The organism is Streptomyces flaveolus, from assembly GCF_044765825.1.
Taxonomy (GTDB): Bacteria; Actinomycetota; Actinomycetes; order Streptomycetales; family Streptomycetaceae; genus Streptomyces; species Streptomyces flaveolus.
In genome coordinates, this window is the sequence record NZ_JBIWKU010000006.1 from 352,182 (window position 1) to 376,870 (window position 24,689).

A 24,689-nucleotide genomic window follows, 5' to 3' on the forward strand; every position below is an offset into this window, starting at 1 on the left:
CCACTCCCGTTCGACGGTGAGGGGCGCCCGGCATGCCGCCGGGCGCCCCTCGCCGTTCTCCCGCTCCTACCGGCTGAGCCGCTGGAAGCGGCGCACCGCCAGCGGCAGGAAGACCGCCGTCAGCACCACCGGCCAGACGCCCGCCATCAGCAGCGCGTGCTGCTCGACCCACGAGTCGCCGCCGCCGGCCGGCGTGCCGAACAGGTCGCGGGCCGCCGCCGCCGTGGAGGAGATGGGGTTCCAGGCGGCCACCCAGCCCAGCCAGTCGGGCATGAGCTGCGGGGCGACGAAGATGCTGGAGATCATCGTCAGCGGGAAGGCGACCGCGAACAGGCCGCCCGCCGCCTCCGGGTTGGGCACGAGCAGGCCGAGCCACACGCCGACCCAGATCAGCGCGAACCGCAGCCACAGCAGCAGCCCGAACGCCGCCGCGAAGCGCCAGCCGCCGTCCGGCCGCCACCCCATGGCCAGCGCCGTCAGCATCATGATGGCCAGCTCGGCGCAGGCGACCACGAGGTCGGTGACGCCCCGTCCCGCCACCACCGCTGAGGACGACATCGGCATGGACCGGAACCGGTCGATGACGCCCCTGGTCGAGTCGTGGACGACGACGGTCGCGGTGTTGATGAAGCCGAAGGCCATGGTCATCACGAACATGCCCGGCATCAGGAAGTCCTTGTAGTCCCCGCCGCCGGGCACGGTCATCGCGCTGCCGAAGACATAGCCGTAGAGCAGGACCGACAGAATCGGGAAGCCCAGCTGCCAGGCGATGTTGACGGGCTGGCGCTGGTAATGGGTCAGACCGCGGCGGACGATGTTGCCGCAGTCGGCGAGGAGCCAGTACAGCCGCCCGCGCCCGCGCGGGGCCGTCGTCAGGTCGAGGGCGCTCATGCCGCCACCGCCTCCGTCTCCGCACGGCCGGCACGGTCCGTCCGGTGCCCGGTCAGGCGCAGGAACACGTCGTCGAGGCTCGGCCTGCGCAGCCCGATGTCCTCCACCGCGACCCCCTCGTCCTGGAGGGTGCGGGCGACCTCGGTCAGGGCGGACACCCGGTCGGTGACCGGCGCGTGCACGCGCAGCGCCTCCTCGTCGGCCTCGGGTTCGCCGTCGCAGACCCGGGCGACCACCTTCACCACCCTCGGGAGGTCCGCCCGTTCGGCGACCACGACCTCGACGCGGTCGCCGCCGACCAGGTTCTTCAGCCCGTCCGGGGTGTCGTCGGCGATGGCGCGGCCCTGGTCGATGACGGTGATGCGGGAGGCGAGCTTGTCGGCCTCCTCCAGGTACTGCGTGGTCAGCAGCACCGTCGTGCCGCTCGCCACCAGTGCCCGCACGGAGTCCCAGACCTCGCCGCGGCTTCGGGGGTCGAGGCCCGTCGTCGGCTCGTCCAGGAACAGCACGGACGGCGCAAGGATCATCGAGGCGGCGAGGTCGAGGCGGCGCCGCATGCCACCGCTGTACGTGCCGACGCCCAGGTCGGCGGCGTCGGTCAGGTCGAACTGCTCCAGCAGCTCGACGGCGCGGGCCCGGGCCCGCCTGCCGCCGAGGTGGAACAGGCGCCCGAACATCTCCAGGTTCTGCCGGCCGGTGAGCACCTCGTCCACGGCCGCGTACTGCCCGGTGAGTCCGATCCGCGCCCGCACCTCGCGCGCCTGCCGGGCGACGTCCAGACCGGCCACCTCGGCCCGCCCTCCGTCCAGCCGGACCAGTGTGGACAGGATGCGCACGGCGGTGGTCTTGCCGGCGCCGTTCGGTCCCAGCAGGCCGTGCACGGCGCCCTCGCGGACGGCCAGGTCGAAGCCGTCGAGGGCGTGCTTCTCGCCGTACCGCTTCCGCAGGCCCTCGGCCCGTACCGCGTGCCCGTCGCTCATGGGTCCCCCTCTCGCTCCTCAACTGAGTACACCGTACCCGATTACGCGTACGCCGTACCCAGTTTTTTCCCGCGGACCTAGACTGACCCTCATGGCGAGCGGTACGGAGACCAGCGGCAGCGGCGACATCAACCGCACCCTGGAACTGTTGTGGGACACCGGCCGGCGGCCCAGCCGCGGGCCCAGACCGGGCCTGACGCTGGAGCGGATCGTCGAGGCCGCCGTCGAGGTCGCGGACCGCGACGGGCTCGGCGCGGTCTCGATGCGCCGGATCGCCACGGAGCTGGGCACCGGCGCGATGTCCCTCTACCGCTACGTCCCCGGCAAGGGCGAGCTGATCGACCTGATGCTGGACCGCGTCCAGCGCACGTCCCAGGAACCCGACGACTTCGGTGACGGCGGCTGGCGCTCGGCGCTGGAGGCCCTCGGCCACGCCACCCTCACCCTCTACCGCCGCCACACCTGGCTGCTGGAGGTCAACCAGTCCCGCCCGATCCTCGGCCCGGCCGCCCTGGACGGCATGGAGAAGGTGCTCACCCGGATCAGGCCGATGGGCCTCACCGACCCCGAACTGGTGTCGGCGATCGTCATGATCGACGGGTATGTCGTCGGAGCCGCCCGCACGCAGGTGTACCAGGAGGAGGCCGAGCGCAGCTCCGGGCTGACGGACACCCAGTTCTGGCAGGCTCAGCAGCCGGTGCTGGAGAAGGCCATGACGAGCGGGCGCTACCCGGTGCTGGCTTCCCTGTCCGAGGACGCCTTCGGTACCGGCTTCGACCACTTCGAGTTCGGGCTTCAGCGCATCCTGGACGGGCTGGAGGTGCTGGTGGCCGCGCGGCGCGCGGCGGGCGGCTCAGCGGCGCCGGAACAGCCGTCGTAGCCCGAACAGGGCCGCGCACGCCACGATCAGGCCGAGCGCGCCGACCTTGAGCGTGTCCCCGCCGGCCCCGTCCTCACCCGAGGCCCCGCTCCCGCCGCCCGGCGAGGCGTCGCCCCCGCCGGACGGGCCGCCCCCGGGCGCGTCCTCGGCCTTGACGGGGCTGTTCGCGCCCTCCATCCCGAGCAGCAGCTTCTCGCCGTCGGCGGTGTAGGTGGCGGACTCGCCCTGCCCCAGGGGCACGCTGATCCGGCCCTTGCGCTGGATCTTCCCGCCGTTCCAGGCGTACCAGATGCCGCCGAGGTAGCCGCGCACGGCGAGCTGCTCGCCGTCCGGGGAGAACGCGGCGTCGGTGGCCCACAGATCGACGGGGACGGTGGGCCGGAAGACGTTGGTGCCGGAGGAGGACAGCTTCGCCGGGCCCTCGTACAGGTGCCCGCCGTCCTCGTTCTTGTCGATGATGTAGACGCGCCCGGTCTTCGGGTGGACGACCATCGACTCGGCGTCGCGGGCGCCGTCCGCGTACTTCACGACGTACTGCGTGGCCTTGACCGTCTGGTCCCTCAGTTCCTTCGGCTCGGGCAGCTCGTAGATCCACACGTACGGCCAGGTGCCGCCGAGGTTGTCCCCGATGTCGCCGACGAAGATCTTGTTGCCGGGGCCGATGGAGATCGCCTCGACGTCCCGGGGCGTGCCCACGCCGGAGAGCGCGACGCGTGCGACGGTCTCGCCGGTGGCGCCGTCCACGGCGTAGAGGTAGGGCCCGTTGTCCTGGTCGTTGTGCGTCCAGTAGACGCCGGGGTGCAGGCGGGAGGCGGCGAGGCCGCTGGACTCGGTGATGCGCGGGTCCTTGATCGTGAACCCGTCGCTTCCGTCGTCCCCGTCGGCGGCGGAGGCGGGCACGGCGAACGCGCCCACGAGGAGGGCCGAGGCGAGGAGGGCGAAAGAGCGGCGCATGCGCCAAGCCTGCCATCCCGCGCCGGTGTTCACGGTGGCGGTCGTCCCGGGTGGTCGGGCTCACATCGCGTCGGCCAGGCGGATCGTCCATGATGAGCGGATGCTCAGGTTCATGTTCGTCGGTGACTCCATGACGATCGGAAGCGCCGGCGAACACACGTGGCGCTACCGCATGTGGCAGCACCTGCGCGCCTCGTACGGCCGTCCCTTCACGTTCGTCGGCCCCCGCGAGACGCTGCACGACCCGTCGACGGACGCCCCGACCTCGTACGCCTACGCCGACCCCGGTTTCCCCCGCGCCCACCTGGCCGGCTGGGGCGAGGGCTGGCACCACATGACGCCGCTGATCGGCGACGCGGTCCGCGCCCACCGCGCGGACGTGCTCCTGGTCTCCCTCGGCCTGATCGACCTCGGCTTCTACACCAGCCCGGAGCAGACCGCGGACAACGTCCGCGCCTTCGTGGCCGCGGCCCGGTCGGCGAACCCGCGCGTCCGCGTGGCCGTCATGCCCGTGATCACGAACATACGGGTGGAGGCCGACGCGCCCTTCGCCGACCAGGTCCACCGCTTCAACGAACTCCTGGCCAAGACCATCGGCGACCTCGACGAACCGGGCTCCGCCCTCCTCCTCGTCCCGCCGCCGGCGTCGTACGACTTCCACGAGGACACGTACGACGGCACGCACCCCAACGAGGCCGGCGAGCACAGGATCGCGGGCGCGTTCGCCCGGGCGCTGCACGAGGAGTGGGGCCTGGGCGGGGAGTACACGGCGTCGTAGCGCGACCGCGAGCGCGCGGAACCGCTTGCCTGGAGCGCACTCCAAGCCGTTGGCTTGAGGACCATGAAGTACACGCAGCTCGGACGCACAGGACTCAAGGTCAGCCGGCTCGTCCTCGGCACCATGAACTTCGGTCCGCAGACCGACGAGGCCGACAGCCACTCGATCATGGACGCGGCGCTGGACGCGGGCATCAACTTCTTCGACACCGCCAACGTGTACGGCTGGGGCGAGAACAAGGGCCGTACCGAGGAGATCATCGGCAACTGGTTCGCCAAGGGCGGCGAGAGGCGCGACAAGACCGTCATCGCCACCAAGGTGTACGGCAACATGGCCGCCGACGGCGACGCGTGGCCCAACCACGACAAGCTGTCCGCCGTGAACATCCGCCGGGCCGTCGACGCCAGCCTGAAGCGGCTGCGGACCGACCGCATCGACCTGTACCAGTTCCACCACATCGACCGCGCCACCGGCTTCGACGAGATCTGGCAGGCCATCGACACACTGGTCCAGCAGGGCAAGGTGCTGTACGCCGGGTCCTCGAACTTCCCCGGGTACAAGATCGCCCAGGCCAACGAGACCGCCGCCCGGCGCGGCGGCACCATCGGCCTCGTCAGCGAGCAGTGCCTCTACAACCTGGCCGAGCGCCGCGCCGAGATGGAGGTCATCCCGGCCGCGCAGGACTACGGCCTCGGCGTCATCCCGTGGTCGCCGCTGCACGGCGGGCTGCTGGGCGGCGTCATCAGGAAGGAGGTCCAGGGCGGACGGCGCGCCTCCGGGCGGGCGGCCGACACCCTGGCCGACCCCGCGAAGCGCGCGCAGATCCAGGCCTACGAGGACCTGCTCGACAAGCACGGCGTCGAACCCGGCGAGGCCGCGCTCGCCTGGCTGCTGACCCGGCCCGGCGTGACCGGCCCCATCGTGGGCCCGCGGACCGCCGAGCAGCTGACGTCGGCGCTGCGGGCCGTGGAGCTGGAGCTGTCCGAGGAGCTGCTGAGCGGGCTGGACGAGATCTTCCCGGGGCCGGGGCCCTCGCCGGAGGCCTTCGCCTGGTAAGGCGCGCGGGCTCCGACGGTGGCGGCGGCCTCGGCTAACCGAGCGCCGCCGCCACCGCCACGACGACGAACATCAGCACGAGCACACCGGCCATGATCCGGTTACGGGTCTTCGGGTCCACGCCCCCGAGCCTAACCGGACGCGCCGAGCGGGCTGCGGGCGACCGTCTCGTAACGGGGCTGCTCGCCCGGCACCCCGGACCTCGGCAGGTTGCTGCGCACCAGCGCCAGGTCCGTCACGGTCCAGGTGCGGCTGGTGAAGCCGTCCAGCGCGTCGACGTACGGCGCCACGTCGAACGCCTCCCGGCTGCGGGCCAGCGTCAGGTGGGCCTTGTAGCGCCGGTGCTCGCCCATCGGGACGCCCGCCTTGCGCGCCGCCGACTCGGCACGTCCGGCGAGCAGCCGCAGGGCGGGCAGGCCGCCCTCGGCCCCCACCCACAGGGCCCGCCCGTGCCCGAACTGGCCGCCGCCGCGCAGCGCCAGCTCGAAGGGCGCGGTGCGGTGCGCCGCCCGCTCCAGGCGGGCCGACAGGTCGGGTACGACGTCGTCGTCGACCTCGCCGTAGAAGGCGAGCGTGAGGTGCCACCCCGGGCGGCCCGTCCAGCGCAGCCCGTCCGCGCCGGGCAGCCTTCTCAGCGCGGCCACCTCGGCGGCGAGGCCGGCGACGACGTCCTCGGGGGGCAGTACGGCGGCGAAGAGTCTCATGCCGTCACCTTCCCAGACCGCCAGGACGGGGCCTACGCCGCCGGGGCCAGCTCCTCCCTGCGCTCCCGCGGCACGAAGCGCACCTGCGGGTGCCCCCGGTGCCAGCCGACCGACAGGCGGAGGTTGCCGACGCGGGCCAGGACCAGGCCGATCACGGCCGCCGCGGTGGCCGCGACGGCACCGCCCGCGGCGAAGCCGACCCGGGCGCCGTAGGTGTCGGTGACCCAGCCGACGATCGGGGCGCCGACCGGGGAGCCGCCGAGGAAGACCATCATGTACAGGGCCATGACGCGGCCCCGCATGGCCGGGTCGGTGGACATCTGGATGCTGGTGTTGGCGGTGACGTTGACCGTCATGCTGAAGACGCCGATCGGGATCATCAGCAGGGCGAACAGCCACAGCTCCGGTGCCGTCGCCGCGACGATCTCCAGGACGCCGAAGCCGAGAGCCGCCGCGATCAGGACCCGCAGCCGGGCGGTGCCGCGCCGGGCGGCGAGCAGGGCGCCGGCCAGGGAGCCGACGGCCATGAGGGTGTTGAAGAGGCTGTACGCACCGGCGCCCGCGTGGAAGACGTCGTCGGCGAAGGCGGACAGGAACACCGGGAAGTTGAAGCCGAAGGTGCCGATGAAGCCGACCAGGACGATGGTCCAGATCAGCTCCGGGCGCCCGGCGACGTAGTGCAGACCCTCGCGGAGCTGGCCCTTGCCGCGCGGGGCGCGCTGGACGACGTGCAGCTCACGCGCGCGCATCAGCAGCAGGCAGCTCAGCGGCGCCACGAAGGACAGGCCGTTGGCGAGGAACGCCCAGCCGGTGCCCACGCCGGTGATCATCAGGCCGGCGACGGCGGGGCCGACCAGGCGGGCGGACTGGAAGTTGGCCGAGTTCAGGCTGACCGCGTTCTGGAGCTGGTCACGGCCGACCAGCTCGGAGACGAAGGACTGCCGGGCCGGGTTGTCCATGACGGTGGCCAGGCCCATCGCGAAGGCGGCGACGTAGACGTGCCAGACCTGGACCTGCCCGGTCAGGGTGAGCGCGGCGAGGGCGAGCGCGGTCAGGGCCATCGCGGACTGGGTGACCAGCAGCGTGGGCCGCTTGCGCAGGCGGTCGACGAGGACGCCGCCGTAGAGACCGAAGAGCAGCATCGGCAGGAACTGCAGGGCCGTCGTGATGCCGACGGCCGCGGAGGAGCCGGTGAGGCTGAGCACCAGCCAGTCCTGGGCGATGCGCTGCATCCAGGTGCCGATGTTGGAGACGACCTGGCCCAGGAAGAACAGGCGGTAGTTCCTGACCTTCAGGGAGGCGAACATGGACGTCTTGCGCGGGGCCCGGGGGGCCTTGGACAGGGAGTCGTCGTGGTCAGGTGCGGGGACGGAAGCTGCTCCGGGTCCCGTACTCAAAAGTGGTCGCCTCCTCGCGAATACTGCTTACAGGTGTGCGAGCTTCTCCAGCACGGGGGCCGCTGCGCGCAGCTTCGCCCACTCGTCCTCGTCGAGCCCGTCGACCAGCGCGGCCAGGAACGCGTTCCGCTTGCGGCGGCTCTCCTCGAGCATCACCACGGCCTGCTCGGTCTGCGTCACGACCTTCTGGCGCCGGTCCTCGGGGTGCGGCTCCAGCCGGACCAGTCCCTTGGCCTCCAGGAGCGCCACGATGCGGGTCATGGAGGGCGGCTGGACGTGTTCCTTGCGGGCGAGTTCGCCCGGGGTCGCGCTGCCGCAGTTGGACAGGGTGCCGAGCACCGACATCTCGGTGGGGCTGAGCGACTCGTCGACCCGCTGGTGCTTGAGCCGACGGGACAGCCGCATCACGGCGGAGCGCAGGGAGTTCACGGCGGCTGCGTCGTCGCCATGCTTGAGGTCCGGCATGGTCCTTAGCGTAACTCATTAGGCTAGCGAAATACCAACGCGCACCCCGCCGACTGCCCGTGACTCCCGCCACGGAAACCCAAGCTTCACCCGTACGAGTGAGCTATTTCCGGAAACCGGAGCATCCCCCGGCCGGCGGAGGCGACCCTCGTGCGCATGGGGACCAGCGTGCTCAGCCTGCGGATGGACGGGGAGCTGCTCGAACGGCTCCGGCACCATGCGGCGAAAAGAGGAATGAGCGTCCAGGACTATGTCGTCCGGACGCTCATTCGCAATGACTTCGACGAGCGGTTCCAGTCCGCCGTCGAGGAGACGGAACGGTTCTACGGGGTGCCGTGACCCCGCGGGATCAGGTCAGGCCCAGGGCCGGCATCAGGTAGTAGAAGGCGAAGACCGCCGAGACCGCGTACATCGCCACCGGCACGTCACGGCCCCGGCCCACCGCCAGGCGCAGCACCGTGAAGGTGATGAAGCCCATGCCGATGCCGTTGGTGATCGAGTACGTGAACGGCATCATCAGCATCGTCACGAAGGCCGGGACGGCGACCGTGAAGTCGGACCAGTCGATCTCCTTGATCGAACCGGCCAGGATCAGGAAGCCGACCGCGACCAGCGCCGGGGTGGCCGCCTGCGACGGGACCATCGTGGCGACCGGCGTGAGGAAGAGGGCCATGGCGAACAGCGCGCCGCTGACGATGTTGGCGAAGCCGGTCCGGGCACCCTCGCCGACGCCGGCCGTGGACTCCACGAAGCAGGTCGTGGCCGAGGCGGAGCTGGCACCGCCCGCGGCGACCGCGACGCCGTCCACGAACAGGACCTTGTTGATGCCCGGCATCTGGCCCTTCGCGTCGGTCAGCTTGGCCTCGTCGCTGACGGCCATGATCGTGCCCATGGCGTCGAAGAAGCAGGACAGCAGGACGGTGAAGACGAAGAGGACGCCGGTCAGGATGCCGACCTTCTCGAACCCGCCGAACAGGCTGACCTGGCCGACCAGGCCGAAGTCGGGCGTGGAGACCGGGTTGCCGGGCCACTCCGGGGTGGTCAGACCCCAGGAGGGGACGTCGGCGACGGCGTTGATGATCATCGCGATGCCGGTCATCACGACGATGGAGATCAGGATGGCGCCGGGGGTCTTGCGGACGATCAGCGCCAGCGTGAGCAGCACACCGAGGACGAAGACCAGGACGGGCCAGCCGAGCAGATGACCGCCCGTGCCCAGCTGGAGCGGGACGGTGGTCTGGGCGGCGTCCGGCATCCGGGTGACGAACCCGGAGTCGACGAGGCCGATGAGCATGATGAACAGGCCGATACCGATGGCGATGGCCTTGCGCAGCCCGAAGGGCACGGCGTTCATCACGCGCTCGCGCAGACCGGTGGCGACCAGCAGCATGACCACGAACCCGGCCAGCACCACCATGCCCATGGCGTCCGGCCAGGACATCCGCGGGGCGAGCTGGAGGGCGACGACGGAGTTCACGCCGAGACCGGCCGCGAGCGCGATCGGGACGTTGCCGATCACGCCCATGAGGAGCGTGGTGAACGCCGCCGTCAGCGCGGTCGCGGTGACCAGCTGACCGTTGTCGAGCTGGTGGCCGTACATGTCCTTCGCGCTGCCCAGGATGATCGGGTTCAGCACGATGATGTAGGCCATCGCGAAGAAGGTGGCGAGGCCGCCCCGGATCTCACGGGGCAGCGTGCTGCCGCGCTCGGAGATCCGGAAGTAGCGGTCGAGCGCGTTCTGCGGGGGCCGCCGGTCTTCGGGCGACTCAGGGGACGGGGGGACCTTGGCGGCAGCCGAGGTGGACATGCGAGACCTCATCACCAACAGGTTCCCCCACGGCCTTGTTGGTGTTTTCTACGAATGAAAGCGGTCAGAGACAAACGGATTCAGTATGAACGTATGAGCCGCAGATCGCTATCTCCGCGCGTAGACCCTTGCGCGTCGCCCGCCCTCGTAAGCTGTACGCATGGCGAAGTGGACACCTACGCATGAGGCGCCGGAGCCCCTGGAGGGCCCCGTGGTCGCGACCATCACCGGCGGCACCATCCTCTGGTTCGTCCTCTTCCTGGCCCAGCTGCCCTTCTACGGCTGGTTCGCCGACCACGGGCACACCTGGTGGGTGTGGACCTGCCTGGCCGGCGGCGGGCTCGGCCTGATCGGCATCTGGTACGTCCGCAGGCGCGACGCCGCGATCAAGCGGGACGCCGCCGCCCGGCGGGACGACACGGCCCCGCAGGCCCGGCCCACCGCGTAGTACCAGGGCAGCACACGGCGCCGGACCTCCTCGTACCCAGGTCGGATCTTCCGCACATCCAGCGGGTGAAGCCGCAAAACCGCACGTACCGTCGAATGCATGACGCATATCGACGCGGGTGCCGCACTCGATCCGGCGCATCCCGTTCCCCTGTCGTCGCCGGAGACGGGGCTGACCACCGAAGAGGTCGCCGAGCGGGTCGCGCGCGGACAGGTCAACGACGTACCGGTGCGCAGCAGCCGTTCACTCGGCGAGATCGTCCGCGCCAACGTCTTCACCCGCTTCAACGCGATCATCGGTGTGCTGTGGGTGATCATGCTGATCGTGGCGCCGATCCAGGACAGCCTGTTCGGCTTCGTGATCCTCGCCAACACCGGCATCGGCATCCTCCAGGAGTGGCGGGCGAAGAGGACCCTCGACTCCCTGGCCCTGATCGGCGAGGTCAGGCCGGCCGTGCGCCGGGACGGGAAGAGCGCCGAGCTCAGCACCTCGCAGATCGTGCTGGACGACGTCATCGAGGTCGGCCCCGGGGACAAGGCCGTGGTCGACGGGGTGTGCGTCGAGGCCGACGGACTGGAGATCGACGAGTCGCTGCTGACCGGCGAGGCCGACCCGGTCGTCAAACGGCCCGGGGACCAGGTCCTGTCCGGCAGCTTCGTGGTCGCGGGCGGCGGCGCGTTCCGGGCGACCAAGGTGGGGCGCGAGGCCTACGCCGCTCAGCTCGCCGAGGAGGCGTCCCGCTTCACCCTCGTCCAGTCCGAGCTGCGCTCCGGCATCTCCACGATCCTGAAATACATCACCTGGATGATGGTCCCGACCGCGATCGGCCTGATCATCAGCCAGCTGCTCACCAAGGACGACGCCTTCAGGGAATCCGTCGCGCGCACCGTCGGCGGCATCGTGCCCATGGTCCCCGAGGGCCTGGTCCTGCTCACCTCCGTCGCCTTCGCGATCGGCGTGATCCGCCTCGGCCGCAAGCAGTGCCTCGTCCAGGAGCTGCCCGCCATCGAGGGCCTCGCCCGCGTCGACACGGTCTGCCTGGACAAGACCGGCACGCTCACCGAGGGCGGCATGGACGTCACCGGACTGCGCACGCTCGGCGGCGCCGACGAGGAGTACGTCCGCGCGGTGCTCGGCGCCCTCGGCGAGTCCGACCCGCGCCCGAACGCCTCCCTCCAGGCGATCATCGACGCCTATCCGGTCGCCGAGGTCGCCGAGGACTGGCGCTGCACCGAGTCGCTGCCGTTCTCCTCCGCGCGCAAGTACGCCGGCGCCACCTTCGACGAGGACGACGGCTCCTCCAGCACCTGGCTGCTGGGGGCGCCCGACGTGCTGCTGGCCGAGGACGACCCCGCCCTCGCCGAGACCGTGCGGCTCAACGAGCAGGGCATGCGGGTGCTGCTGCTCGCCCGCGCCACCCGGGACCTCGACGACGCCGAGCCGGCCGAGGGCGCCGTGCCGACCGCGCTGGTCGTGCTGGAACAGCGGCTGCGGCCGGACGCCGCCGACACCCTGCGCTACTTCGCCGACCAGGACGTACGGGCCAAGGTCATCTCCGGGGACAACGCGGTCTCCGTCGGCGCGGTGGCCGCCAAGCTCGGGCTGTCCGGCACCACCGTCGACGCGCGCCGGCTGCCCGCCGAGCGGGACTCCATGGCCGCCGAACTCGACGCGGGCACGGTGTTCGGGCGGGTCTCCCCGCAGCAGAAGCGGGACATGGTGGGTGCCCTCCAGTCGCGCGGCCACACGGTCGCGATGACCGGCGACGGGGTGAACGACGTCCTGGCGCTGAAGGACGCCGACATCGGCGTGGCGATGGGCTCGGGCTCGGAGGCCACCCGGGCGGTCGCGCAGATCGTGCTGCTGAACAACAGCTTCGCCACCCTGCCGTCGGTGGTGGCCGAGGGCCGCCGGGTCATCGGCAACATCACCCGGGTCGCGACGCTGTTCCTGGTGAAGACGGTGTACTCGGTGCTGCTGGCGGTGCTGGTGGTGTGCTCGCGCGTCGAGTACCCGTTCCTGCCCCGCCATCTGACGCTGCTGTCCACCCTCACCATCGGCGTCCCGGCCTTCTTCCTGGCCCTCGCCCCGAACAAGGAACGGGCCAGGCCGCACTTCGTGAGGCGGGTGATGCGGTACGCCGTCCCGGGCGGGGTGGTGGCCGGGGCGGCGACCTTCGTGACGTATCTCGTCGCCCGGCACCACTACAGCGGGCCCGGGGCGCTGGACGCCGAGACCAGCGCGGCGACGCTGACGCTGTTCCTGATCTCGATGTGGGTGCTGGCGATCGTCGCGCGGCCCTACACCTGGTGGCGGGTGCTGCTGGTCGCGACGATGGGGCTGGCCTTCGTGGTGGTGCTGGCGGTGCCGTGGCTGCAGGACTTCTTCGCGCTGAAGCTGGTGGGGGTCACGATGCCGTGGACTGCCGTCGGGGTGGCGGTGGTCGGTGCGGGCCTGTTGGAGCTGGTGTGGCGGTGGGTGGGCCGCAGATTCCCGGCGTGACGGCCGGCCCCTGAGGGCCGCGGGCCGCCGGCGCGCCGTCGTGACTGGTCGCGCCCACACGGCGGAGCCGCATGTCGGCACGGCCCCGCGCCCCTTACGGGGCGCGCTCACCCCCCTCGGCCGGAAAGAGTGCCCCGGCTCAGTCGAACCAGCGGTCCCTGGCCAGTTCCTCCGTGCGGGTCGGGTCCTCCAACAACGCCGCCACCTCGAACCGCCGCGGCCACTGCCCCGCCGCCCAGGCGAGGCCCGCCGCCACGCCCTCCAGGGTCGCGGCGTGCAGCACGCCCCCGGGCGTGAGGCGCCAGTCGATCTCCACGCCGTCGACCACGAGCTCCTCGTGCTCCACGTACGACGCCGGGGTCCGCGCCCCGAGCAGCACCCGCACCGGCTCCGGTACGTCGTGCTCGGTGCCCTCGGAGTGCACCTCGCCGGTGACGGACTCGCTCAGCCGCCGCACCTGGAACAGCTCCGCCAGCTCGGCGGCCAGCGCCGGCCGTACCGGCAGCAGCGGGACGCCCGACGTGAAGGGCAGCAGGTCGGGCGAGTCGACCACGACGGCGTCGGAGGCGTCCACCACCTCGACACGGCCGTCACGGACGGCACGCAGGTCGTCCGGCAGGGTGACCTGATCCGGGTCCAGCTCGGCCAGCGCCCCGTACAGGGCGTGCAGCTGCGCGGCCGTGACCGGGCGGTCGGGGTCGGCGAGGCGGTCCAGCAGCTCGGCCGCGCCGCCGGGCTCGTCCAGCAGGGCGGCCACGGACGTGCGCACGCCCAGCGCCCGCAGCACCTGCTCGTCCTCGAAGCCGGTCGCGTCCGCCTCGTCGTACAGGCCCCGCAGGAGCGGGTCGCCGCCGGCCGCGCGCAGTCCGGCCGGGCGCCGTCCGCCGAGCACCGGGTGCCCGCGCAGCCACCACGCGGTGTACGGGCGTACGACCTCGTGGGTGCCGTCGTGCAGCAGGACGCGCACCGGCTCGACCAGGGCGTCCCGCAGCGGCGGCTGCGACAGCAGGGCGAGGGCGCGCGGCCACTGGTCGTCGTCCACCAGGTCCAGGTCGCGCACGGCGACGATCTCGGTGGCGACCGGCGGGACGGGGCTGTCCGGGAAGCGGTCGAGGACGTCCTCGCTCCACACGTCCACGGCGTCCAAGAGACCCGCGTCGTCGGGCTCGGCGAAGTCGCCGTCGCGGGGCTCCAGTTCGTCAGGATCCAGGACGACGTCGGTGGCGCGGACGAGGGCGAAGGTGACGAGGACACCGCACGCGGCGAGCGGCTGCGGCCCCCACTTCTCGGCCAGCTCCGCGTCCACGGCGGCGAGTTCGTCCTCGCGCATGACCTGGGCGAAGGGACCGCCGGGGAAGACGAGTTCACCGGCCGGGGAGAGTTCGCCGTCCTCGTCGGGCAGGGCGAGCGCGCCGAGCCACGGCTCGTCGCCGGCGTCGAGTCCGGCGTCGCGGACCAGGCCGAGGACCGTGTCGGCCAGCTCCTCGGCGTCGAGGGCGTCCTCCTCCCAGTTCATGCCGCCCTCGTCGTCCAGGGAGGCGGCGACGGCGGCCCGGACCTGCGGGGTGGTGAGCACGGCACGCGGGGTGGCCGGGAGGGCGCCGAGCTTCTCCAGGATCGGATGGGCGGCGTCCGGGTGGGCGACCTTGAGACCGAGGCGGGTGAGGACCTCGGGGTCGAGGGAGGCGGCGTCCGGGGAGGGCAGCAGCACCTGCCGGGGACCGATGGTGGTCCGCCCGTCCGCCAGGGGCACCGGCAGGCCGGACAGCCGCTCGGGGTCGACGCCGGCGAGGCTGTCGTAGAGCCGCCGCCACCACGCGGGGTCCTTCTCCAGCCCGGCCAGCCGGTCGATCGCGTCGGTCAGCGGCACCCGGGCCACACCCAGCGTGCGCAGCTCAGGCCGGCGCTCCAGGCCACCGGGCAGCAGGGTGGGCAGCACCTCGGCGAGCACGCCCACCGTCTCCGCGCCCGCCCCCTCGACCACCTCGGCGTCGCGGGGACGCAGGGACTCGGGCAGGTCACCGACGGCCGGGACGCCGGGCAGCCCCTCGGCGTCCTGGGGCTCCGGCAGCTCGCCGGCGCCGCGCGGTCCGGCGGCGGGCGGCAGGAAGGGGGTGCGCGGCAGCCGGTCGAGGATCGCCCGGCGCAGCGCGCCGTCCAGTTCGCCCTTGCCCAGCGGGCCGGGCACGAGGCCGATGATGCCGGCGGCGACCGGACGCCAGCCGGCGAGGAGGGCGGCGTAGGCGTCCGCCGCGCGCTGCGTCAGGAAGTCGGTCAGCGGGCCGGGCGCGGCGTGCCGGCGGGTCGAGTCCAGCGGGAACGACGCGATGAGCAGGGCGGGGACGCCGAGGGGCTCGTCGCTGGGGGTCGGGGCGTGCACGACGGGGCTGGTACGGGGCCGTGCGGGCCCGCCGTCGGCGTCCACGGGGACGGCCCACGTCACGGACCAGTGGGGGCGCAGGCGTTCCTCCACCGGCCGGTCGGCGAGCAGGTCGGGCGTGAGCGGACCGTGCGCGGCGGCGGTACGCCAGCGGGTGGTCCCCTCCCGGGAATCCTCTACGACGGTCAGGGCGCCGTCCGTGCGGCGGCGCAGCGTGCGTACGTCGTCCCCGGCCTCGATCACGACCTCCTCGAGGCCGGGCAGGGCGAGGAGCAGCGCGTCGTCCACGGCGTGCAGGAGCCGTTCCGCGAGGTCGGCGGCAGCCGCGTCCCGCAGCGGCAGGATGACGGCCGTGTCGTACGGGTCGGGGGCGCTGCCCTCGGCGGGGAACGGCAGCCGCAGCAGCGGCACATGCCCGTCGCGCCGCCGGATCTCGTCGCCCAGGCCGGGGCTGTGCAGGGCGGTGTCGGCGGCCAGTCCCCGCGCCTCGGCCAGAGACCAGCGCACGCCGCCGTGCCGGCCGACGACGGCGGGTTCGTCGGTGACGGCGAGGACGGCGGCGAAGCCGACGCCGAACCGGCCGACCGCGCCCTCGCCGCCCTCCCGTTTGGCGGAGGCGCGCAGCGTGGACAGCGACTCGGCGCCGGCCGCGTCCAGCGGGGCGCCGGTGTTGGCGGCGACGACGACGCCGTCGCGCAGGGTCAGCCGGAACCGGCCGGGCACACCCGCGCGGGCGGCGGCGTCGGCGGCGTTCTGGGCGAGCTCGACGACCAGCCGGTCGCGGTAGCCGCCGAGGACGAGGTCCTCCTCGGCGTTGGCGTCCTCACGGAACCGGGCGGGGCTCGTCGCCCAGGCGTCCAGCACCCCGCGCCGCAGACGTGCCGTAGCGAAAGGGTCCGCACCCTCGTCGGCGGGCCGCTCGAACATGCTCACGGTCACTCTCCTCTTCGACGGACCACGAAGGTACCGCGAGGACACATCCCCGCCGGCCGGCCGCCCGACGACCGGGACGACCAGCATCGCCTCCCGGCCGGCCCCGGCGACCTGCGCCCGAGTACCGGCCGACGCCGCCTCTCAACCCGCTCCCGACGACCCACACCCGAATACCTGCCGACGCCGCCCCTCGACCCGCCCCAGCGGCCGGAGACAATGCCGGCCCAACGCCGCCTTCCACGCCGTCCCAGCGGCCGGAGACCGTGCCCGCCAACGCCGTCCTCCAGCCCGCCCCGACGACCCGCGACGAACGCCGGTCAGCGCCGTCCTCCAGCGGTCCCAGCGGCCAAAGACCGAATGCCGGTCAGCGCCGTCCTCCAGCCCGCCCCAGCGGCCCGCGACGAACGCCGGTCAGCGCCGCCCTCCAGCCCGTCCGGCGTTCGAGGACGAGGCCGTCAAGGCCGATGGGGGTCCGGGGGCGCGAGCCCCCGGGGACGCGAGCCACGACGCACCCGCACCCGACCACACCGCGGCCGACTCAGGAGTGCCCGAGCTCCGCCGACGCCTCGTCCTCGGTCGCCGGCACCGACCCGGAGTCCGGCGCCGGCCGCAGCGGGAACGGGTCGATCCGCGTCTCGTCGATCACCGGCGGAGCCGGCTGCGGGGTCTTCGGCATCACCGCGGCCTCGGAGTGACCGCCGCAGCCGTAGGCCAGGGACACGACCCGGCCGTCCGCCGGGGAGAACTCGTTGGCGCACACGCCGAAGGCCTGGCCCAGCGAGCCGCCGATGCGGGCGAGGAAGCCGCAGGAGGCACAGGTGGCGGGCGCGGCCTGCGCCATCGCCGTCTTGGGCCCGAACGCGTCCTCCCACCGGTCGGCGGCGACGTGCAGGCCGTAGCGGGAGAGCACCCGCGCACGGCGCAGGCCCAGCTCCTCGGCGACCGCCGCGATCGTGCCGCGGGCCGGCGTGGTCGACAGCTCGGCGGGTGGCCCGGCCGTGACCTCGGCGTCCTCGGCCTCGACCAGGTCGGCCATCTCGTGGGAGACGACGGAGTTCGGCGGCGGCTCGTCCTCGCCGATCCAGCCCGGCTCCAGCCGCAGATCCTCCGCGTCGGTGGGCAGCAGGTCGCCGGGCCCCATGTCACCGGGCCGCAGCCGCTCGCTCCACGGCACCCACTCGGGGGCGAGAAGGGCGTCCGGGCCGGGCAGCAGCACCGCCTCGTCCACGGTCACGATCTTGGCGCGGGAGGCCCGGGCCACGGTGACGGCCCACCGCCAGCCGCGGTAGCCGAGCTCCTTGGCGGCGAAGTAGTGCGTGACGACCCGGTCGCCCTCCGACACCAGCCCCTCGTGCTCGCCGACGACGCCGGGTGCGGCGGCCTCCTCGGCTGCGGCGCGGGCGAGGTCGACGGCCTCGGCGCACAGACGGTCAGGGGTGCGGCTTCGCGTTGTCGCTGCGCTCACAGGTATCGCTTCTCTCCATACGCCGTCTCACGAGTGCACCGCTGCCTGCGAGGGGCGGACGGAGCGGACCTGTGGACCGCGTCGACGTCCGCGCCCGATCGCGCTCGGGCACACCTACGTCATCCATTCTGCGGTATGGCCGTAAGGCGCGCGGCCGAGAACGTTCGCCACGGCGCGCTAGGCACGCTACCTGCTCCTGTCCGCTGGGCCTACACCGACGGGAGTTTCGGCGAGGGCACGATCCCGCTTCGACACGGCCTCGCCCCGGCGCGGAGCCGGAAAGAACCCGTACGGGACCCCTGCCCGGCCCGGGTCGGACCCGCCCGGACGCCGGTGCCGGGCGCGGTACCGGAGCGTGTGGCGGACCCGGCACCGGCCCTCGTGCCGCCCTCGCGCCGCGTCCCGGGCCGGGCCCCGCACCCGCGCCGTACCGCCCCCGGACCTGCCCCGCGTCCCCGGGTGCGTCACCCGACTCGTCGGTGCCGTCCGTGCCGTAACGGCGCTAGAGGCCGGGCTCTCGGGGCACTATGACGGAGTGGCAGCCGCACGGACGGAGTTCAAGGGCGGGAGCAGGGGACGCGGTCCCGGCTTGTTCCGCGCGGTCGGCCGTGCCCTGCGTCTGCCGGTGACCGGGACCGTGCGCGGCATCCGCCGGGCGACGCACGCGCACGGAGCCGGCGAGTCCGGCCTCGGCAAGCTGATCGAGCTGCACGGGGTGAACGGCGCCGGCGACGTCATGATCACCGTCGCCCTCGCCTCCACCGTCTTCTTCTCCGTGCCGACGGACGAGGCGCGCGGCCGGGTCGCGCTCTACCTCGCCATCACCATGGCCCCGTTCACGCTCCTCGCACCGGTCATCGGCCCGATCCTGGACCGGATCCCGCACGGCCGCCGCGCGGCCATGGCGACGGCGATGGGGGCCCGCGCGCTGCTCGCGCTGGTGCTGTCCGGGGCGGTGATCACCGGCAGCATCGAGATGTACCCGGCGGCGCTCGGCGTGCTGGTCGCCTCCAAGGCGTACGGCGTGGTCAGAAGCGCGGTGGTGCCCCGGCTGCTGCCGCCCCGGTTCTCCCTGGTGAAGGCCAACTCCCGGGTGACGCTGTGCGGACTGCTCGCCACCGGCGTGGCCGCGCCGATCGGGGCGGGGCTCCAGCATCTGGGGCCGCGCTGGCCGCTGTACGGCGCGTTCGTGATCTTCGTTGCGGGGACCGTCCTGTCGTTCACGCTGCCGCCCAAGGTGGACTCGGCGCGGGGCGAGGACCGGGCGCTGCTCGCCGCGGACGAGCGGCATCTGCACGGGCCGCACCGCCGGACCGGCAAGCGCCCCGGGCTGCGCACGGTGGGCCCCGCGGTCACCCACGCGCTGGCCGCCAACGCCGCCATCCGCTGCCTGACCGGCTTCCTGATCTTCTTCCTGGCGTTCCTGCTGCGCGTCCATCCGATGACGGGCCAGAGCGCGGCCGTGTCGCTCGGGATCGTGGGCGTCGCGGCCGGTGCGGGCAACGCGCTGGGCACGGCGGTCGGGGCGTGGCTGCGGTCCCGGGCGCCGGAGATCATCATCGTGACGGTCGTCGCGATCGTGCTGGGCGCGGCGCTCACGGCCGCGGTGTTCTTCGGGGCGGTGCTGGTGGCGTGTCTGGCCGCGATGGCCGGCTTCGCGCAGGCGCTGGCCAAGCTGTCCCTGGACGCGCTGATCCAGCGGGACGTGCCCGAGCACGTCCGCACGTCGGCGTTCGCCCGCTCGGAGACGCTGCTCCAGGTCGCCTGGGTGTTCGGCGGGGCGGTGGGCATCGCGCTGCCGCTGAACGGCACGCTGGGCCTGTCGGTGGCCGCCGCGATCGTCGCCGCCGGATGGCTGACCACCGTACGGGGGTTGATCGGTTCGGCCCGGCACGGCGGCACCGCGCGGGCCGGAGTGGCGTGACCACGCCACGCCGTACCCAGGTGGGGGGACGGCCGGAGCCGCAATATAGCCTTCGTCCATGACCACGTTGCCCCGCGGCGCAGCCGCCATCGGACACCGCGTTGTGCGACGCCGCCGTGCCGTCGCCGCCGCCGGTGCCGTATCCGCCGGACTGCTCCTGCTGTCCGCCTGTGACGAGCCGACTGCCATGTCCACGATCACGGTCGGCAGTGACTCGGTCAGCTCCGAGGCCACCTGCGGAGGGGAGGGCAAGGCCCTCTCCGACGACGAGATCAACAAGTGTCTGAAGGACCCGGACGTCAAGTCCATCACCGTCGACCAGGACGAGACCGTCCGCTTCGGCGTCGACCCGGAGATCGCCGACGATCACTGGACGATCCTGATGAACGGGCAGCAGCTCGTCGAGGACAGCAAGAAGACCTACCGCACCATCCCGGGCAGCGTCTTCTTCAACGCCCAGTACGGCGCCCAGGGCAACTCGACGAACGTCGCCATCGCGGCCCGGGACGGCAAGGACGGCAGCCAGAAGGTCACCGGCGTGTGGGTCTTCAAGCTGAAGAAGGACAACTGACCACGCTCTCCGTGCGCGTCCTCGTGGCCACCGCGGTCCCCGCCGAACGGGACGCGGTGGCTCAGGCGTTCCCGCGGCCGGCGGTGGAGACTCCCCGGCCCGGGGTGGTCCTGCACCGGCTTCCGGACGGTCCGGACCTGCTGGCGGCCGGTGTCGGCCCCGCCCTCGCCGCCGCCTCCACCGCCGCCGCCCTGACCGCCGCGGCCCTGGACGGCGCCCCGTACGGCCTGGTCGTCTCGGCCGGCATCGGCGGCGGCTTCGCGCCCGGCGCGCCCGTCGGCTCCCTCGTCGTCGCCGACGAGATCACCGCCGCCGACCTGGGCGCCGAGACCGCCGACGGCTTCCTGCCGGTGACCGACCTCGGCTTCGGCACCGTCACCCACCGCCCGCCCGCCGGGCTCGTCCGCCGGGTGGCCGCCGCGACCGGGGCCCGCCCCGGCACCGTCCTGACCGGCTCCACCGTCACCGGGACCGCCGGACGCGCCGCGCTGCTGCGCGCCCGCCACCCCCGCGCCCTCGCCGAGGCCATGGAGGGCTTCGGCGTCGCCGAGGCCGCCGCCGCGCACGGGGTGCCCGTGCTGGAACTGCGCGCGGTCTCCAACCCGGTCGGACCGCGCGACCGCGCCGCGTGGCGTATCGGCGACGCGCTCGCGGCCCTGACGGACGCCTTCGGGAAGCTCGCACCCGTCCTCACGAGTTGGAACCCACATGACAACTGAGCACTTGCAGATCGCGTACTCGCCCTGCCCGAACGACACCTTCGTCTTCGACGCCCTGGCCCACGGCCGCGTCCCCGGTGCCCCCGCCGTCGACGTGACGTTCGCCGACATCGACATCACCAACGGCATGGCCGAGCGCGGCGAGTTCGACGTGCTGAAGGTGTCGTACGCGGTGCTGCCGTACGTCCTCGGCGAGTACGCCCTGCTGCCCTGCGGCGGCGCGCTGGGCCGGGGCTGCGGGCCGCTGGTGCTGACCCGGGAGGCGGACGCCGATCTGCGCGGCCGTACGGTCGCGGTGCCGAGCGAGACGTCGACCGCGTACCTGCTGTTCCGCCTCTGGGCGGCGGACACCGTGCCCGGCGGGGTCGGCGAGATCGTCGTCATGCCGTTCCACGAGATCATGCCGGCCGTGCGCGACGGGAAGGTCGACGCGGGCCTCGTCATCCACGAGGCGCGCTTCACGTACCAGAACTACGGGCTCCACAAGCTCGCCGACATGGGTGAGCACTGGGAGCTCACCACCGGGCTGCCGATCCCGCTCGGCGCGATCATCGCCAAGCGGTCGCTGGGCACCGAGGCGCTGACGCGGCTCGCCGACGCCGTCCGCACGTCCGTGCGCGCGGCGTGGGACGACCCCGAGGCGTCCCGCCCGTACGTGATGGAGCACGCCCAGGAGATGGACCCGGCCGTCGCCGACCAGCACATCGGGCTGTACGTCAACGAGTTCACCGCCGACCTGGGCGAGGACGGCTACGCGGCGATCCGGGGCCTGCTGACCCGCGCCGCGGCCGAGGGACTGGTACCGGCCCTCGGCCGGGACGCGCTGCACTTCCCGTAGGGCGGGTCAGACGTCGAGCTGGTCGGCGACCGCGCGGAGCAGGCCGGCGATCTTCTTGCCGGCGGTCTTCTCGGGGTAGCGGCCCCGCTCCAGCATCGGGGTGATGTTCTCGAGCAGGGTCGTCAGGTCCTGGACGATGGAGGCGAGTTCGTCGGGCTTCTTGCGCTGCGCGGCGGCGACCGACGGGGCCGGCTCCAGAAGGGTCAGGGACAGGGCCTGGTCACCGCGCTGGCCGGCGACGACGCCGAACTCCACGCGCTGACCCGGCTTCAGTGTCTCGACTCCGGCGGGGAGGACCGAGGAATGGACGAAGACGTCACCGCCGTCGTCACGGGAGAGAAAGCCGAAGCCCTTCTCGGTGTTGAACCACTTGACCTTGCCGGTAGGCACGTCTGTCCTCGTCCTCGTACTCGTCGGAAAACTGCTCTTGATAGCACTCGGGCGGGTCGAGGGACCCGCCGGTACCCAGGCTAATGGTCTTCAGGCCGGTGACAAGACGTCCCCCGGTTGTTCCTTCGGGCTGGGAACTACCCTGGTCGGGTGCGTGACAAAACCCAAACGAATTCCGCCGTGCCCGGTGACCGACTGATCCGCGCCGGCGCGATCGTCTTTTTCGTCGGCGCCGTGGCCACACTGGTCACGGTGGCCCCGCTGTTTCTGGGGACGACGCCCTTTCCCACCTACATGTTCGGACTGAGCATGCTCATGGGAGTGGGTTTCCTGGTCTCCGGCGCGGGGGTGCTCCGGTCGATCGCCGCGGGGCGGCGTCAGGCGCGGGCCGTGGACGGCCCGTCGCCGTCGCGGTAGCCCGCGAGCCACTGGGGGAATTCCGTCAGATCGGTCAGGACGACGTCGGCACCCGCCTCGCGCAGTTCCTCGGCGCTGCACGGTCCGCTGGCCACGGCGACGGAGAGGGCCCCCGCCGTGCGCGCGCCGCGGACGTCGCCGAGGTGGTCGCCGACGTACACGTCCGCGCCGTGCTCGCGCAGCGCCACGGCCTTCTGCTCGGCCCACAGGTCGCCGATCACCGCGTCCGGCTCGATGCCGAGGTGCTCCAGGTGCAGCTTGGCGTTCGGCTCGTACTTGGCGGTGACGACCACCGCCCGTCCGCCGGCCGCCCGCACCGCCTGGATCGCCTCCCGGGCGCCGGGCAGCGCGGTCGTGGCGGTGACGGCGTACGTCGGGTACATCTCCCGGTACAGGTCGGCGGTGGCCGCGATCTCGTCGGCGGGGAACCAGTTCGCCAGCTCCTCCACCAGCGGCGGCCCGAGCCGGGTGACGGCCAGGTCGGCGTCGACGTACGTCCCCGTCCGCTCGGACAGCGCCAGGTAGCAGGCGCGGATGCCGGGCCGGGAGTCGATCAGCGTCATGTCGAGATCGAAGCCGACGGTGGGAGCGGAGCCGGGGCGGAACGTGGAGGCCATGCCGCCATTGTGCCGGGCGCCCGCCGGGACCCGGCCGGGGGTGCGGTGCCGGTCCCCCGGGGGCAGCGGGACCGGCACAGGGCCGACGGTCCTCCGCGCCCGCAGGCCGACCGGTGCCCGAAGCACGCCGCCACGCCCGGACCGGGACCGACGCCGTGGGGGTGGCCGCCGGGGGCGAGCGGGGCGCGTCGGGGACCGGCAGGGCGCGCGGCCCTCTGATCCCCCGCCGGGCGTGAGCCGGGGGCGCGGTCCCCGGGGCAGACGCGGACAGCACGCGGGCGCGGTCCCCAGGGCGAGTCGGGCAGGAGGGAGCTGCCCCCAGGGCAGCGCAGGCCGGCACGGGGCACGGGCCCACGGCAACGCAGGGCAGACACGCGAGCGCGGGCCCCCACGGCAACGCGATCCGGCACAAGGGCACGGGCCCACGGCAGCGCGGGGCAGACACGCGAGCGCGGGGCCCCGTGCCGGTTGGTCAGGGGCGGGGGCGGCGGGAGCGCCAGAGGAGGTAGAGGGCCGTGGCGACGGCCGCGGAGCGCAGGACCCATGGCCAGGTCTCGGCGACGGCGTCGTTCATGTGGCCCTCGGCGACCGGATCGCCCCAGCGGCCCTCCGTGCGGCCCCAGAGCCAGACGACACCGGCCGCCAGGACGGTGCCGGGCAGGCCCAGTACCGCCCACTTCGCCTGGGCCGGGGTCAGGCGGCGGGAGAGGTAGGCGATCAGCCAGCCGAGGCCCAGCGGGACGAGGCTGCCGAGTACGGCGCCGGCGATCAGCAGGGCGGCGGCGAGCAGCAGGAGGGGGTTGTTCCAGCCGCCCGCGGGCCACAGGCGGCGCGATGCGCGGGCGGGGCGGGCCTTGCGCGGCTTTGAGGCGGCGGGCGGATCCGCCGCCTCCTCCGCCTCGGCCTCCACCGGCGCCTTCCGGCCGCTCGCGTCCTTGCCGTCCTTCTCCCCCGGTTTCCCCGGCGGCGGCCTGAGCAGGTCCGGGATCTCCACTCCGCCGACGAACCCCGGCACGCTGTCGCCGCCGCCCCCGAACGGCCCGTCGTCCACCCGCCACCAGTCCGGCTGCACGGCGCTGTCCCCCAGCTCCTGCGCGCTCGCCAGATGCGGCGAGGAGGCGGCGGGCTCGGGTGCCGACGGCGCGGCGGGGCGGGGACGCGGCACGGCGCGCCGCAGGCCCTTGCGTCTCTCCCCGTTCTCCGGCTCGTCGTCCCGCTGCACGGGCACGGTGGCGGACGGCGCCCGGGACGCCCCGCCGGACCCGCCGGTGCCACCCGCCGCGTCGACGACGTCGTCGGGGCTGCCGATCCGGTCCAGGATGCGGCGGACGGCGGCCGGGCTGTCGACGGTCGTCTTCGCGCGGCGCCGGTCGATCTCGTTGCGCAGCTCGGACACCAGCCGCATGCGCGTGGCCGACGGCAGCTGCCGTTGCTGGGCCACGTCGCCGACGCGGCTCAGATACTCGTAGACGACCTGGTCGCTCTCGATCCCCACGAACCCCTCCGGGGCGGGTGAGTGGTGATACCCCGTCGGACGAAGGTACCGAATGTTCCCGGGCGCGGCAGACGCCCC

General features: G+C 73.2%; 23 protein-coding genes. 11 read left to right on the top strand and 12 right to left on the bottom strand.

What is annotated here, in order from left to right; translation table 11 throughout:
• Positions 1–66: 66 nt before the first annotated feature.
• Both ACIRG6_RS20635 and ACIRG6_RS20640 read right to left on the bottom strand, forming a co-directional pair.
• Positions 67–891, bottom strand: a complete 825-nt coding sequence (locus tag ACIRG6_RS20635) for an ABC transporter permease (RefSeq protein WP_350719875.1) — start codon at positions 889–891, stop codon at positions 67–69.
• Positions 888–1,871 carry an ATP-binding cassette domain-containing protein gene (locus tag ACIRG6_RS20640; RefSeq protein ID WP_403323949.1) on the bottom strand — a complete coding sequence of 328 codons (984 nt, stop codon included), beginning with the start codon at positions 1,869–1,871 and terminating at the stop codon, positions 888–890. Before ACIRG6_RS20640 ends, ACIRG6_RS20635 begins: the two co-directional genes overlap by 4 nt.
• A 91-nt stretch (positions 1,872–1,962) precedes the next feature.
• Between ACIRG6_RS20640 and ACIRG6_RS20645 the strand changes: the two genes are divergently transcribed.
• A complete protein-coding gene (locus ACIRG6_RS20645; RefSeq protein ID WP_364674075.1) occupies positions 1,963–2,751 on the top strand; it encodes a TetR/AcrR family transcriptional regulator in 789 nt (262 codons plus the stop codon).
• Here the strand turns inward: ACIRG6_RS20645 and ACIRG6_RS20650 are convergent.
• A complete protein-coding gene (locus tag ACIRG6_RS20650; protein WP_364674077.1) occupies positions 2,725–3,705 on the bottom strand; it encodes a WD40 repeat domain-containing protein in 981 nt (326 codons plus the stop codon). The two genes, ACIRG6_RS20645 and ACIRG6_RS20650, sit on opposite strands and share 27 nt — an antisense overlap.
• Before the next feature lie 100 nt (positions 3,706–3,805).
• Here ACIRG6_RS20650 and ACIRG6_RS20655 point away from each other — a divergent pair, with 100 nt between their 5' ends.
• Both ACIRG6_RS20655 and ACIRG6_RS20660 read left to right on the top strand, forming a co-directional pair.
• The gene (locus ACIRG6_RS20655) at positions 3,806–4,483 is read left to right on the top strand and encodes a GDSL-type esterase/lipase family protein (protein ID WP_403323951.1); all 678 of its coding nucleotides are present in this window, start codon (positions 3,806–3,808) and stop codon (positions 4,481–4,483) included.
• 63 nt (positions 4,484–4,546) lie between these two features.
• Complete coding sequence (locus ACIRG6_RS20660; protein WP_403323953.1) at positions 4,547–5,539, top strand: aldo/keto reductase; 993 nt, start codon at positions 4,547–4,549, stop codon at positions 5,537–5,539.
• Between the two features lie 131 nt (positions 5,540–5,670).
• Here ACIRG6_RS20660 and thpR read toward each other — a convergent pair whose 3' ends face one another.
• The 3 genes from thpR to ACIRG6_RS20675 are packed head-to-tail and all read right to left on the bottom strand — an operon-like array spanning position 5,671 to position 8,105.
• A complete protein-coding gene (gene thpR / locus ACIRG6_RS20665) occupies positions 5,671–6,243 on the bottom strand; it encodes an RNA 2',3'-cyclic phosphodiesterase (RefSeq protein ID WP_364674087.1) in 573 nt (190 codons plus the stop codon).
• Between the two features lie 32 nt (positions 6,244–6,275).
• Positions 6,276–7,640, bottom strand: coding sequence for an MFS transporter (locus tag ACIRG6_RS20670; protein WP_364674090.1), 1,365 nt, complete (start codon positions 7,638–7,640; stop codon positions 6,276–6,278).
• A gap of 27 nt (positions 7,641–7,667) precedes the next feature.
• Entirely contained in the window at positions 7,668–8,105 is a 438-nt protein-coding gene (locus tag ACIRG6_RS20675; RefSeq protein WP_189233922.1) for a MarR family winged helix-turn-helix transcriptional regulator, read from the bottom strand.
• A gap of 150 nt (positions 8,106–8,255) precedes the next feature.
• Between ACIRG6_RS20675 and ACIRG6_RS20680 the strand changes: the two genes are divergently transcribed.
• Complete coding sequence (locus tag ACIRG6_RS20680) at positions 8,256–8,444, top strand: ribbon-helix-helix protein, CopG family (protein ID WP_189233923.1); 189 nt, start codon at positions 8,256–8,258, stop codon at positions 8,442–8,444.
• A gap of 10 nt (positions 8,445–8,454) precedes the next feature.
• Here the strand turns inward: ACIRG6_RS20680 and ACIRG6_RS20685 are convergent, their stop codons facing one another.
• Positions 8,455–9,912 (bottom strand): NCS2 family permease, encoded by a 1,458-nt coding sequence (locus tag ACIRG6_RS20685; protein WP_239765873.1) that lies wholly within the window; start codon positions 9,910–9,912, stop codon positions 8,455–8,457.
• A gap of 160 nt (positions 9,913–10,072) precedes the next feature.
• Between ACIRG6_RS20685 and ACIRG6_RS20690 the strand changes: the two genes are divergently transcribed.
• Positions 10,073–10,360, top strand: coding sequence for a DUF2530 domain-containing protein (locus ACIRG6_RS20690; protein ID WP_364674095.1), 288 nt, complete (start codon positions 10,073–10,075; stop codon positions 10,358–10,360).
• A 99-nt stretch (positions 10,361–10,459) separates the two neighbouring features.
• The gene (locus ACIRG6_RS20695) at positions 10,460–12,862 is read left to right on the top strand and encodes an HAD-IC family P-type ATPase (RefSeq protein WP_403323956.1); all 2,403 of its coding nucleotides are present in this window, start codon (positions 10,460–10,462) and stop codon (positions 12,860–12,862) included.
• A gap of 139 nt (positions 12,863–13,001) precedes the next feature.
• On the opposite strand, the gene ACIRG6_RS20700 is transcribed toward ACIRG6_RS20695, so the two are convergent.
• Positions 13,002–16,175, bottom strand: coding sequence for a sacsin N-terminal ATP-binding-like domain-containing protein (locus ACIRG6_RS20700; RefSeq protein ID WP_403323958.1), 3,174 nt, complete (start codon positions 16,173–16,175; stop codon positions 13,002–13,004).
• Between the two features lie 538 nt (positions 16,176–16,713).
• Positions 16,714–17,640, bottom strand: coding sequence for a DUF3027 domain-containing protein (locus ACIRG6_RS20705; RefSeq protein WP_350719850.1), 927 nt, complete (start codon positions 17,638–17,640; stop codon positions 16,714–16,716).
• A gap of 535 nt (positions 17,641–18,175) precedes the next feature.
• Here ACIRG6_RS20705 and ACIRG6_RS20710 point away from each other — a divergent pair.
• From ACIRG6_RS20710 to ACIRG6_RS20725, 4 genes are read left to right on the top strand one after another with little or no spacing between them, the layout of a single operon-like run.
• Positions 18,176–19,564 (top strand): MFS transporter, encoded by a 1,389-nt coding sequence (locus tag ACIRG6_RS20710; protein ID WP_403323960.1) that lies wholly within the window; start codon positions 18,176–18,178, stop codon positions 19,562–19,564.
• A 58-nt stretch (positions 19,565–19,622) separates the two neighbouring features.
• Positions 19,623–20,135 carry a DUF2771 domain-containing protein gene (locus ACIRG6_RS20715; RefSeq protein ID WP_318213337.1) on the top strand — a complete coding sequence of 171 codons (513 nt, stop codon included), beginning with the start codon at positions 19,623–19,625 and terminating at the stop codon, positions 20,133–20,135.
• A 23-nt stretch (positions 20,136–20,158) separates the two neighbouring features.
• Positions 20,159–20,854: a futalosine hydrolase gene (locus ACIRG6_RS20720; RefSeq protein WP_403324095.1), complete on the top strand. Its 696-nt coding sequence runs from the start codon at positions 20,159–20,161 to the stop codon at positions 20,852–20,854.
• Positions 20,844–21,692, top strand: a complete 849-nt coding sequence (locus ACIRG6_RS20725) for a 1,4-dihydroxy-6-naphthoate synthase (protein ID WP_403323962.1) — start codon at positions 20,844–20,846, stop codon at positions 21,690–21,692. Before ACIRG6_RS20720 ends, ACIRG6_RS20725 begins: the two co-directional genes overlap by 11 nt.
• A 6-nt stretch (positions 21,693–21,698) precedes the next feature.
• Here the strand turns inward: ACIRG6_RS20725 and ACIRG6_RS20730 are convergent, their stop codons facing one another.
• Positions 21,699–22,082 (bottom strand): cold-shock protein, encoded by a 384-nt coding sequence (locus ACIRG6_RS20730; RefSeq protein ID WP_189233933.1) that lies wholly within the window; start codon positions 22,080–22,082, stop codon positions 21,699–21,701.
• A 150-nt stretch (positions 22,083–22,232) separates the two neighbouring features.
• Here ACIRG6_RS20730 and ACIRG6_RS20735 point away from each other — a divergent pair, with 150 nt between their 5' ends.
• Positions 22,233–22,499 carry a hypothetical protein gene (locus ACIRG6_RS20735; protein WP_403323963.1) on the top strand — a complete coding sequence of 89 codons (267 nt, stop codon included), beginning with the start codon at positions 22,233–22,235 and terminating at the stop codon, positions 22,497–22,499.
• Here the strand turns inward: ACIRG6_RS20735 and ACIRG6_RS20740 are convergent.
• Entirely contained in the window at positions 22,460–23,116 is a 657-nt protein-coding gene (locus ACIRG6_RS20740) for an HAD family hydrolase (RefSeq protein WP_403323965.1), read from the bottom strand. The genes ACIRG6_RS20735 and ACIRG6_RS20740 overlap by 40 nt on opposite strands.
• 472 nt (positions 23,117–23,588) lie before the next feature.
• On the bottom strand, positions 23,589–24,611 hold the full coding sequence (locus ACIRG6_RS20745) for a hypothetical protein (RefSeq protein WP_403323967.1): 1,023 nt from the start codon (positions 24,609–24,611) through the stop codon (positions 23,589–23,591).
• Between the last annotated feature and the right edge of the window lie 78 nt (positions 24,612–24,689).

What these genes read in the sequence shown, in the direction of transcription:
- thpR (WP_364674087.1), bottom strand. Translation starts at nt 6,243, where the DNA reads ATGAGACTCTTCGCCGCCGTACTGCCCCCCGAGGACGTCGTCGCCGGC.
- ACIRG6_RS20650 (WP_364674077.1), bottom strand. Translation starts at nt 3,705, where the DNA reads ATGCGCCGCTCTTTCGCCCTCCTCGCCTCGGCCCTCCTCGTGGGCGCG.
- ACIRG6_RS20740 (WP_403323965.1), bottom strand. Translation starts at nt 23,116, where the DNA reads ATGGCCTCCACGTTCCGCCCCGGCTCCGCTCCCACCGTCGGCTTCGAT.
- ACIRG6_RS20675 (WP_189233922.1), bottom strand. Translation starts at nt 8,105, where the DNA reads ATGCCGGACCTCAAGCATGGCGACGACGCAGCCGCCGTGAACTCCCTG.
- ACIRG6_RS20655 (WP_403323951.1), top strand. Translation starts at nt 3,806, where the DNA reads ATGCTCAGGTTCATGTTCGTCGGTGACTCCATGACGATCGGAAGCGCC.
- ACIRG6_RS20695 (WP_403323956.1), top strand. Translation starts at nt 10,460, where the DNA reads ATGACGCATATCGACGCGGGTGCCGCACTCGATCCGGCGCATCCCGTT.
- ACIRG6_RS20715 (WP_318213337.1), top strand. Translation starts at nt 19,623, where the DNA reads ATGACCACGTTGCCCCGCGGCGCAGCCGCCATCGGACACCGCGTTGTG.
- ACIRG6_RS20645 (WP_364674075.1), top strand. Translation starts at nt 1,963, where the DNA reads ATGGCGAGCGGTACGGAGACCAGCGGCAGCGGCGACATCAACCGCACC.
- ACIRG6_RS20690 (WP_364674095.1), top strand. Translation starts at nt 10,073, where the DNA reads ATGGCGAAGTGGACACCTACGCATGAGGCGCCGGAGCCCCTGGAGGGC.
- ACIRG6_RS20685 (WP_239765873.1), bottom strand. Translation starts at nt 9,912, where the DNA reads ATGTCCACCTCGGCTGCCGCCAAGGTCCCCCCGTCCCCTGAGTCGCCC.
- ACIRG6_RS20725 (WP_403323962.1), top strand. Translation starts at nt 20,844, where the DNA reads ATGACAACTGAGCACTTGCAGATCGCGTACTCGCCCTGCCCGAACGAC.
- ACIRG6_RS20635 (WP_350719875.1), bottom strand. Translation starts at nt 891, where the DNA reads ATGAGCGCCCTCGACCTGACGACGGCCCCGCGCGGGCGCGGGCGGCTG.
- ACIRG6_RS20660 (WP_403323953.1), top strand. Translation starts at nt 4,547, where the DNA reads ATGAAGTACACGCAGCTCGGACGCACAGGACTCAAGGTCAGCCGGCTC.
- ACIRG6_RS20640 (WP_403323949.1), bottom strand. Translation starts at nt 1,871, where the DNA reads ATGAGCGACGGGCACGCGGTACGGGCCGAGGGCCTGCGGAAGCGGTAC.